Below are 9,115 nucleotides of genomic sequence, written 5' to 3'. Positions count from 1 at the left end.
GTTGAGGCCCTGCTCGTTCTTGGCCGCGTGGTACTCGCCGTTCTCGCTGAGGTCGCCGTGCTCGCGCGCGCGCTCGATCGCCGCGGAGATCGACCTCCGGTTCGGACCGGATCGCTCTTCGAGTTCGTGCTGAAGCCGCTCGTAGGCCTGCTTCGAGAGGTGGGCGGTTTCCATAGCCCTCCAAGGCTATCGGTTGACGACGAAGCGGCGACGAGTGATCAGGCCCCGCTCTCTTTGAAGAAGAGTTGGAACTCCATCTCGCCGTGGTCGTCGACCGACGCCACCGGGGGAGCGGTGGGGGCGGTGATGTTGTAGTCACCGAAGACGATCGGCAGGTTGCCGACGATCTGCACGTCCGTGCCGTCCCAGCGAGCTTCGATGGGGATGGTCACCTGCTTGGTGACACCGTGCAGGGTGAAGTCCCCGGTGGCGTCGACCTTGATCGTCTCGCCGGCCGCGGGGACCTTCGGCAGCGTGATGGGTTCGGTGAGGACGAACTTCGCCTGGGGGAACCGGTCGGACTCGATGCCGGACGAATGGAGCCGTCCGTCGCGGAAGCTCTGGTCCGACGTGAGGTCGCGGAGGTCTGCAGTGACGGTCACGTCGCTCACCCTCGTGCCCTTGATGGTGAGCGTGCCCGTGACGTTGTCCGTGCGGCCGGTGGCCGTCGACTCCACGACGTTGGCGACGAGCTTCTCGGTGACGCGGTAGCCCACGAAGTTCTGGCTGCTGCCCGGCTTCACCGTGTACGTGCCGGCGATCGCGGAGGCTGGGTCGCTGGTGGTTCCCGCATCGGTCGCGTTCGCCGTGGTCGGCGCTTCGGTCTGGAGCGGTGTCTGGATGACCGCGGCGCGCGGCTCCGGGTCGGTCTTGAGGAAGAAGTACCAGCCCGAGAGGGCGACCACCACGAGCGTGAGGACCCCGACGCCGACCCAGAGCAAGAGCTTCTTCATCGGAAAAGGGTACGGGAGCCCTCACTCACGAGATCGAGCACTCTCTCAGGCGTTCATCAGAGTTGACACATGACGCCCTGACCTGGCAGAATGGCGTGTTCATGGAGCGCGCGCCCGCATCCGTCATCGTTATTCCGTAGCGAACGCCGGCCACCGGCGTTCGCCTTCAGCCGTCCACTTCGGGCCTACCGGAGTCGGGCGGTTTTTCGTTGCCGGAAAGTTCGACACCGACCACGTTCGGCACCAGCAGATTCGACCACCTGGGAAACACCAATGACCTACCGCATCGGGATCATCGGAGGAGACGGCATCGGCCCCGAGGTCGTCGCCGAGGCTCTCAAGTGTCTCGACGCGACCGGAGTCTCTTACGAGGCCGTGCCCTTCGATCTCGGGTGGGAGCGCTACACGCGTGACGGCGCCGTGCTCCCCGACGAGGACCTCGAGGCGGTCCGCAAGCTCGACGCGGTGCTGCTCGGCGCCGTGGGCGCGGCACCCGGCGTGGGTTCCGGGATCGTCGAGCGTGGCATCCTCCTGCGGCTGCGATTCGAGCTGGATCTGTTCGTGAACCACCGTCCGTTCGTCGCCGCACCCGACGCGCGTCATCCGGATATCGATCTGGTCGTCGTGCGTGAGAACACGGAGGGTGTGTACGCGGGTGAGGGCGGCTTCCTGCGCAAGGGCACACCGCACGAGGTCGCGACGCAGGGTTCGGTCAATACTCGTATGGGTGTCGAGCGGTGCGTGCGTTACGCCTTCGAGCTCGCGCGATCACGGGAGCGCAAGCACCTCACGCTCGTCCACAAGACCAACGTGCTCACGTTCGCGGGTGACTTGTGGCAGCGCACGTTCGACGAGGTCGCGCTCGAGTATCCCGACATCGCCACTGCCTACAACCATGTCGACGCCGCGTGCATCTACTTCGTGCAAGACCCCGGCCGCTACGACGTGATCGTCACCGACAACATGTTCGGCGACATCATCACCGACGTCGGTGGCGCGATCGCGGGCGGGCACGGGCGGTCGGCGTCGGCCAATCTGAATCCTGCCCGCACGGGGCCGTCGCTCTTCGAGCCCGTGCACGGCTCCGCGCCCGACATCGCGGGCACGGGCCAGGCCGATCCGCGCGCGGCGATCGTGTCAGCCGCGATGATGTTGGAGTTCCTCGGGGAGGTCGAGGCCGCGGCACGAGTACGCGCGGCCGTCGACCGTTCCGACGACGTCACCGGCTCCACCAGTGAGATCGGCGACGCGATCAGTAGAAGGGTGTAGCGAGCGAGGCGGATGGAGCGGACGGGAGAGGCGGAGAGAGCTCTGCGGATGGAGCGGAGCGGAAGTAGCCGAGTGGGAGCGGAACAAAGAGAGAGGGTGTAGCGCGATGCCATTCGAGAAGACCGAGAAGATCTGGATGGACGGCGAGCTCGTGCCGTGGGACGAAGCGCGCGTGCACGTCCTCACGCACAGCCTGCACTACGGCTCCGGTGTGTTCGAAGGGATCCGTACGTACGCGACTCCCGACGGCCCGGCCGTCTTCCGCCTCACCGACCACATCGACCGGCTGCTCGACTCGGCGAAGCTGATCATGATGGAGATCCCCTACTCGCGTGAGGAGCTCGTCGAGGCGTGCAAGCTCACCGTGCGCGAGAGCGGGCTCGACTCGTGCTATGTGCGCCCGATCGCGTTTCTCGGTTACGGGGAGATCGGCCTCAACCCGCTGCCCTGCCCAGTGAACGTGTCGATCGCGGTGTGGCCGTGGGGCGCATACCTCGGCGAGGACAGCCTCGCCGCGGGGGTGCGAATGAAGATCTCGTCGTGGCGGCGCATGGACCCGAACGTCAATCCGGTAGCGGCCAAGGGCACCGGCATCTACATCAACTCCAGTCTGGCCAAGGTCGAGGCGGTGAAGTCGGGATACGACGAGGCGATCCTGCTCAACACGCAGGGCTACGTGGCCGAGTGCACCGGTGAGAACCTCTTCATCGTGCGCGACGGTGTGCTGGTCACCCCCACGCTCGCCAGCGGCGCACTCGCCGGCATCACTCGCGACTCGATCATGACCATCGCGCGCGACCTGGGCTACGAGGTGCGCGAGGAGCAGCTCCTCCGCCACGACCTCTACCTTGCCGACGAAGCGTTCCTCACCGGCACTGCGGCCGAGGTGGTGCCGATCCGCTCGGTCGACGACCGCGTGATCGGCGACCCGGGCGAGATGACCCGCAAGCTCCAGGAGACCTACCTCGCAACCGTCCGCGGCCAGGTCGAGCGGTACAAAGACTGGTTGGAACATGTCTGATCCCGAAGGACGCATGCCATCTCGCGTCGAGATCTACGACACGACGCTGCGCGACGGGAGTCAGCTCGAAGGGATCTCGCTCACCGTCGACGACAAGCTGCGCATCGCCGAGCAGCTCGACTGGCTCGGTGTCCACTTCATCGAAGCGGGCTGGCCCGGAGCCAACCCGAAGGACGACGAGATGTTCCGGCGCGCGCCGCACGAGCTCCAGCTCGACACGAGCACGCTCGTCGCCTTCGGTTCGACGCGTCGGAAGAAGGGCAAGGTCGACTCCGACGACACGCTGCGTCACTTGCTCGAGGCCGGCACGTCCACAGTGTGCATCGTCGGCAAGACCTGGGACTACCACGTGCTCGAAGCGCTCGAGACGACCCTCGACGAAGGCGTGGCGATGGTCGCCGACTCGGTGGCGTTCCTGCGCGCCGACGGGCGCGAGGTGTTCTTCGACGCCGAGCACTTCTTCGACGGCTATCGACGCAACCCCGAGTTCAGCTTGCGAGTGCTCGAGGGCGCAGCCGTTGCGGGTGCGAGCCGTCTCGTGCTGTGCGACACGAACGGCGGCACGCTGCCACCCGAGGTGGAGCAGACGGTCGCCGAAGTCGTCGACTACTTCGGCGGTGACGTGGGAATCGCGGTCCACCTCCACGACGACGCCGGCACCGGAGTAGCCAACGCGCTCGCCGGCGTGCGCGGCGGCGCGATCCAGGTGCAGGGCACGATCAACGGCTACGGCGAACGAACCGGCAACTGCAACCTCATCACGATCATCCCGAACCTCGCGCTGAAGATGGGCGTGGCCACGATCCCCGAGGACCGGCTGGAGCGGCTCACTCCCGTCGCGCACCATGTCGCCGAGCTCGTGAATATGGCGCTCAATCCGCAGGCCGCGTACGTGGGATCGTCGGCGTTCGCGCACAAGGCCGGCTTGCACGTGAGCGCGATCGTCAAGCGCCCCGACGCCTACGAGCACGTTCCACCCGACTCGGTCGGCAACGGCACGCGCTTCGTGGTGTCGGAGCTCGCGGGCAAGAGCACGCTCCTGCTGAAGGCGAAGGAGCTCGGGCTCACGCTCGACGGTCCGCAGGTCAACGATCTCGTCGACACCCTCAAGCGGATGGAACACGAGGGCTATCACTTCGAAGTGGCCGACGCGTCGCTCGAGCTGCTCATGCGGCGCGCGACTGGCTGGGAGCAGAACTGGTTCGAGGTGGAGTCGTTCCGCGTCATCACCGACGACGACAACCCCTCGTCTGCCACCGGCGATGCCACCACCGAGGCCACCATCAAGGTCCACGTCGCAGGGGATCGCACCATCGCGACAGCGGAGGGGAATGGGCCGGTCAACGCGCTCGACACCGCGCTGCGCACGGCGATCGGCGATCGCTACCCGAGCCTCGCGCACGTGCACCTCACCGACTACAAGGTGCGCGTGCTCGACACCGCGAAGGGAACCGGTGCCGTCACCAGGGTGCTCGTCGACTCCACCAACGGCGACCGAACCTGGACGACGATCGGCGTGAGCGAGAACATCATCGAGGCCTCCTGGCAGGCTCTCTTCGACTCGCTCGTGTACGGCTTGCTCCTCGCAACGCTCGCGGAGTAGCAAGCGCTCATGCCGACCGACCCGTTCGTTGCCCCGAACCTCGAGGACGCGCCCCGCCAGGAGCCCAACCTCGCCCCGGGCGTCAGGATGCCGGCCGCAAAGAGCTGGCGTGCCGACCGTCCCGGCGACCTCGAAGCAGGCCAGCCCACTGGCACCCTGCTCGGCCGTCCCGGTCCGAACGTCGGCTACGCGCTCACGCTCGCCGAGCGCATGCGGGAACGGTTGCTGCTCGGCGCGCACGAATCAGCCGACGACGCCCTTGCGGTCGTCGGCGAGGTGGCGATGAAGCGCGCCGCGGCGTTCGGACGCGCGCCGGTCATGACCGACATCGACATTGCGTCCGCGCTTCTGGGCTACCAGGGCGAAGTCGACCCCACGTTCGTGCAGTGGCGCACCCGGGCAGTCCACGGCGCGCAGCACGAATACGAGGCGCGACGAGCGATCGTCGATGCGGTTCCCGATACGGTGCTCCGCATGCCGCCGCAGGTCGCCGCGCTGCTCATCGAGTTCCGCTCGCAGCTCCGGCAATCCGTCGACCACGACACTTGATGCCTACTTTCCCGCTCTCGGCGCCTCCCCGATGGCTCGCTCACCGCAAGCCGGGGTACCCGGCTTGCGGCCGTTCGCTCGCGCCGGCGCCATGGCGCTCGGCTTGTGCTCACTCCTGAGCAGCTCGAGCTCCGTGACACGTTTCGCCGCTTCGCCGAGCGCGAGATCGCGCCCAACGCGGCCGAGGCGGACGAGCGGGCCGAGTACCCGTGGGCCAGCTTCGCCGCGTACCGCGACTCGGGCTTCGTCCGGCTCGGGTTCCCGGAGGAACACGGCGGCGACGGCGCCGGCACCTTGACGTACGCGCTGTTCGTCGAGGAGGTGGCGCGCGTGTGCGGCTCGTCGTCGTTGTTCGTGATCATCTCCAAGCTCGCGATGACGCCGATCCTCATGGCCGGAAGTCCCGAGCTCCAGGCTCGCTACGTCCCGCGCGTCGCGGCCGGCGAGGCCCAGGCGAGCTACTGCCTGTCCGAGCCCGACGCCGGGAGCGACGTCGCGAGCCTGAGCGCCAGAGCGGTGCGCGACGGCGATCACTACGTGTTGCGGGGCACGAAGGCGTGGATCACGAATGCGGGCGTCTCCGACCTCTATGTCGTGTTCGCCAAGACCGATCCTGAGGCGGGCCACCGGGGAATCAGCGCGTTCGTCGTCGAGCGCGACACCCCTGGCTTGTCGATCGGCGAGCCCGAGACGAAGATGGGGATGCGCGGCTCACCCACTTGCGAGTTGTACCTCGACGACGCCGTGGTGCCGGAGGCCAACCTCATCGGCGAGGAGGGAAAGGGCTTCACGTACGCGATGGGTGCGCTCGACTCCTCGCGGCCGATCGTCGGTGTCCAGGCGCTGGGGATCGCGCAGGGCGCGCTCGACGCGGCCACCCACTATGTCGCCGAGCGTCGCCAGTTCGGTCAGCGGGTCGCCGATTTCCAGGGCGTGCAGTTCATGCTCGCCGATATGGCCACGCAGGTCGAGGCCGCGCGGCTGCTCATCTACGAGGCGTGCACGCTCCTCGACGCCGGGGATCCTCGAGTGTCAAGGGCCGCCGCGATGTCCAAGCTCTTCGCGGCGGACACCGCGATGCGGGTGACCACGGACGCTGTCCAGCTCTTCGGGGGCGCGGGCTACACGCGGCGCTACCCGGTGGAGCGCATGATGCGCGACGCCAAGGTCACGCAGATCTACGAGGGCACCAACCAGGTGCAGCGGATCGTCATCGCGCGCCACATCCTCGACGAGGTGGGTTGATGGCCGACGTACGCGTTCGTTACTCACCTGCGCCGACCGGTGAGCTCCACGTCGGCAGCATCAGCACGGCGTTGTTCAATTGGCTGTTCGCGCGCCACGAGGGTGGCACGTTCATCCTGCGCATCGAGGACACCGACGTGGGGCGCAGCCGAGCCGAGTGGATCGATGGCATCCAGGAGACGATGCGGTGGATCGGTCTCGACTGGGACGAAGGGCCGGTACTCCAGAGCGGCCGTTTCGATCGGTACCGGGACGCGGTCGACCGGCTCTTGGCGGCCGGCAGCGCGTACGAGTGCTACTGCACCGAGGAAGAGGTGCGCGCTCGGAGTGGCGCCGCGGTCGTGGCCGGGAGCACGCCGGGCTACGACGGCCACTGCCGCGACCTCACCGCCGAGGAGCGCGCCGCGCAGGCAGCGGAAGGGCGCACGAGCGTCGTACGATTCCGCACGCCCGACACCGGCGTGAGCCGGTTCCACGACGTGATCCGGGGAGACGTCGAGGTCGAGTGGTCGCTGATCCACGACTTCGTGATCCTGCGGTCCGACGGCTCCCCGATCTTCTTCCTGGCCAACGCGGTCGACGACATCGACATGGAGATCACCCACGTCATCCGCGGCGAGGATCTCCTCGACACCACCCACCGGGTGCTCGCACTCCGGGAGGCGCTGGGCGGCGGGCCGCAACCCGTGTACGCGCACCTGCCACTGATCCTCGCGGCCGACCGGGCCAAGCTCTCGAAGCGCCACGGCGCGGTCGCGGTCGAGGAATTCCGCGAGCGCGGGTACTTGCCCGAGGCGCTGCTCAACTATCTCTCACTGCTCGGATGGTCAGCTTCTGAAGGTAGAGAGATCCTCTCGGCCGACGAGCTCGTCGCCGAGTTCGACCTTGAACGCGTCACGCATGCATCCGCGGTGTTCGACCCCAAGAAGCTCGACTGGATGAACGGCCAGTGGATCCGCCGGCTCGAGCTCGACGAACTGGCCCGACGTGTCGAGCCACGGGCCCGAGCGCGGTTCGGCGATCGCCTTGACCTCGACGTGTTCCGTCAGGCGCTCGCGATCGGGCAGGAGCGCGCCACCACGACGGTGCAGCTCGTCGAGCAGATGGACTTCCTCTTCATCGACGAACACGAGTTCGCGATCGATCCCGACTCGTGGGCGAAGGTCGAACCGACCGAGCGGGTCCGAGAGGTGCTCGACGCGGTTGTCGGTCAGGTCGAGCGTTGCGAGTGGACCGTCGAGGCTCTCGATCTGCGTGAGATCATCGACGGCCTCGGGCTGAAAGCGCGCACGGTCATGCCCGCGCTGTACGCGGCGGTCGAGGGTCGTGCGCAGGGTCTCCCGCTGTTCGATTCGATCTGGCTGCTCGGGCGGGAGCGCGCGCTTCACCGGCTCCGCGCTGCACGCGCCCGTCTCGGTTGAATCGGCCTCGGCTCTGAAACGCCCGGTCCGCTACCATGAACGCCGCCCTTCGGGGGTGGTGTAATCGGCAACACAGCAGGTTCTGGCCCTGTCATTGGGGGTTCGAGTCCTCCCCCCCGAGCTCGGGAAACACAAGCACGGCCCCGTCGTCTAGTGGCCGAGGACGCCGCCCTCTCAAGGCGGTAACGGCAGTTCGAATCTGCTCGGGGCTGCGAGTGAGCCCGGCCTCGATGGCCGGGCTTTTCCGCGTCACGCACAGCACACGCGTGCACGCGACATCCACGCGTGCTCGCGGCGCGAAAAATGTGCGCGAAAGATTTGTGCGCGAAATCCACCACTTGTGATGTGAAACGTCGTACGCTCCCGAGCGGATTGTTGCGCGCGAAAGCGCGTGTGTAGCGGGCGTAAAATCGTTGGGAGTACAGCGGAAGCAAGCACGTCCTTCAGTCGCTGGTGGAAGCGTCGATACACCGACGGCGACGCGCGGCACGGAAATGCTTGACGTTTTCCCACAAATGCGTTCAACTTCCTGGGAACACGCACAGATTCGGAGGCAAGCGTGAACAAATCAGAGCTCGTCGACAGCATCGCGGAGCGGGCAGGACTCAACAAGGCAGAGGCCGAGCGCGCACTGAACGCGTTTATCGACTCCATCCAAGGTGCGGTCGCGAGCGATGACAAAGTCACGTTGCCCGGCTTCGGTTCCTTCTCGCGCTCATCGCGCGCCGCGCGCACGGGTCGCAACCCGCGCACGGGCGAACCGGTACAGATCGCGGCGTCGAAGGGCGTGAAGTTCTCCGCGGGAGCAGCCTTCAAGTCCGCCGTGAACAGGTAGGCCAGGGCACTGCGCCTACCCCCGAATATCCCTCAAGAAAGGTGGTGACCGTGCCTCCGGCAAAGAGACGTACCGCACGGAAGACAACGAAGAAGACGACGGCCCGTAAGCCGGCGAAGCGTCGGGTGGCGAGAAAGACCGCCCGGAAGACGACGGCACGGAAGCCGGCCAAGCGTCGGAAGAAGGCTGCAGCGAAGAAGGCTCCGGCCAAGCGTCGGA

9 protein-coding genes and 2 tRNA genes are annotated in these 9,115 nt (G+C 67.0%); 9 read left to right on the top strand and 2 right to left on the bottom strand.

The window, feature by feature from the left end; all coding sequences use genetic code 11:
* Together WD271_16890 and WD271_16885 are read right to left on the bottom strand one after the other, a co-directional pair.
* The coding region (locus WD271_16890) for a transcription elongation factor GreA (GenBank protein ID MEX1009495.1) at positions 1 to 174 on the bottom strand (174 nt) is incomplete at its 3' end.
* Positions 175 to 218: 44 nt separating this feature from the next.
* A complete protein-coding gene (locus WD271_16885; GenBank protein MEX1009494.1) occupies positions 219 to 953 on the bottom strand; it encodes a YceI family protein in 735 nt (244 codons plus the stop codon).
* 273 nt (positions 954 to 1,226) lie between these two features.
* On the opposite strand from WD271_16885, the gene WD271_16880 reads away from it, so the two are divergent.
* The 9 genes from WD271_16880 to WD271_16840 all read left to right on the top strand — a co-directional run bounded on the left by WD271_16880 (position 1,227) and on the right by WD271_16840 (position 8,896).
* Entirely contained in the window at positions 1,227 to 2,222 is a 996-nt protein-coding gene (locus WD271_16880) for a 3-isopropylmalate dehydrogenase (protein MEX1009493.1), read from the top strand.
* Between the two features lie 106 nt (positions 2,223 to 2,328).
* Complete coding sequence (locus WD271_16875) at positions 2,329 to 3,243, top strand: branched-chain amino acid transaminase (GenBank protein ID MEX1009492.1); 915 nt, start codon at positions 2,329 to 2,331, stop codon at positions 3,241 to 3,243.
* Positions 3,236 to 4,846 (top strand): citramalate synthase, encoded by a 1,611-nt coding sequence (gene cimA, locus WD271_16870; GenBank protein ID MEX1009491.1) that lies wholly within the window; start codon positions 3,236 to 3,238, stop codon positions 4,844 to 4,846. Before WD271_16875 ends, cimA begins: the two co-directional genes overlap by 8 nt.
* Before the next feature lie 9 nt (positions 4,847 to 4,855).
* Positions 4,856 to 5,395: a hypothetical protein gene (locus WD271_16865; GenBank protein MEX1009490.1), complete on the top strand. Its 540-nt coding sequence runs from the start codon at positions 4,856 to 4,858 to the stop codon at positions 5,393 to 5,395.
* A 105-nt stretch (positions 5,396 to 5,500) separates the two neighbouring features.
* A complete protein-coding gene (locus WD271_16860) occupies positions 5,501 to 6,640 on the top strand; it encodes an acyl-CoA dehydrogenase family protein (protein ID MEX1009489.1) in 1,140 nt (379 codons plus the stop codon).
* Positions 6,640 to 8,061 (top strand): glutamate--tRNA ligase, encoded by a 1,422-nt coding sequence (gene gltX / locus WD271_16855; protein ID MEX1009488.1) that lies wholly within the window; start codon positions 6,640 to 6,642, stop codon positions 8,059 to 8,061. Before WD271_16860 ends, gltX begins: the two co-directional genes overlap by 1 nt.
* A 49-nt stretch (positions 8,062 to 8,110) precedes the next feature.
* A tRNA-Gln gene (locus WD271_16850) sits at positions 8,111 to 8,182 on the top strand.
* 18 nt (positions 8,183 to 8,200) lie between these two features.
* A tRNA-Glu gene (locus WD271_16845) sits at positions 8,201 to 8,273 on the top strand.
* Positions 8,274 to 8,620: 347 nt separating this feature from the next.
* Positions 8,621 to 8,896, top strand: a complete 276-nt coding sequence (locus WD271_16840; protein ID MEX1009487.1) for an HU family DNA-binding protein — start codon at positions 8,621 to 8,623, stop codon at positions 8,894 to 8,896.
* Positions 8,897 to 9,115 lie beyond the last annotated feature (219 nt).

Source organism: Acidimicrobiia bacterium, from assembly GCA_040880805.1.
Taxonomy (GTDB): Bacteria; Actinomycetota; Acidimicrobiia; order IMCC26256; family DASPTH01; genus DASPTH01.
The sequence above is the reverse complement of the archived record's forward strand: the minus strand, read 5'-3'. Positions and strand labels throughout refer to the sequence as shown.

What these genes read in the sequence shown, in the direction of transcription:
- WD271_16885 (MEX1009494.1), bottom strand. Translation starts at nt 953, where the DNA reads ATGAAGAAGCTCTTGCTCTGGGTCGGCGTCGGGGTCCTCACGCTCGTG.
- WD271_16880 (MEX1009493.1), top strand. Translation starts at nt 1,227, where the DNA reads ATGACCTACCGCATCGGGATCATCGGAGGAGACGGCATCGGCCCCGAG.
- WD271_16875 (MEX1009492.1), top strand. Translation starts at nt 2,329, where the DNA reads ATGCCATTCGAGAAGACCGAGAAGATCTGGATGGACGGCGAGCTCGTG.
- cimA (MEX1009491.1), top strand. Translation starts at nt 3,236, where the DNA reads ATGTCTGATCCCGAAGGACGCATGCCATCTCGCGTCGAGATCTACGAC.
- WD271_16865 (MEX1009490.1), top strand. Translation starts at nt 4,856, where the DNA reads ATGCCGACCGACCCGTTCGTTGCCCCGAACCTCGAGGACGCGCCCCGC.
- gltX (MEX1009488.1), top strand. Translation starts at nt 6,640, where the DNA reads ATGGCCGACGTACGCGTTCGTTACTCACCTGCGCCGACCGGTGAGCTC.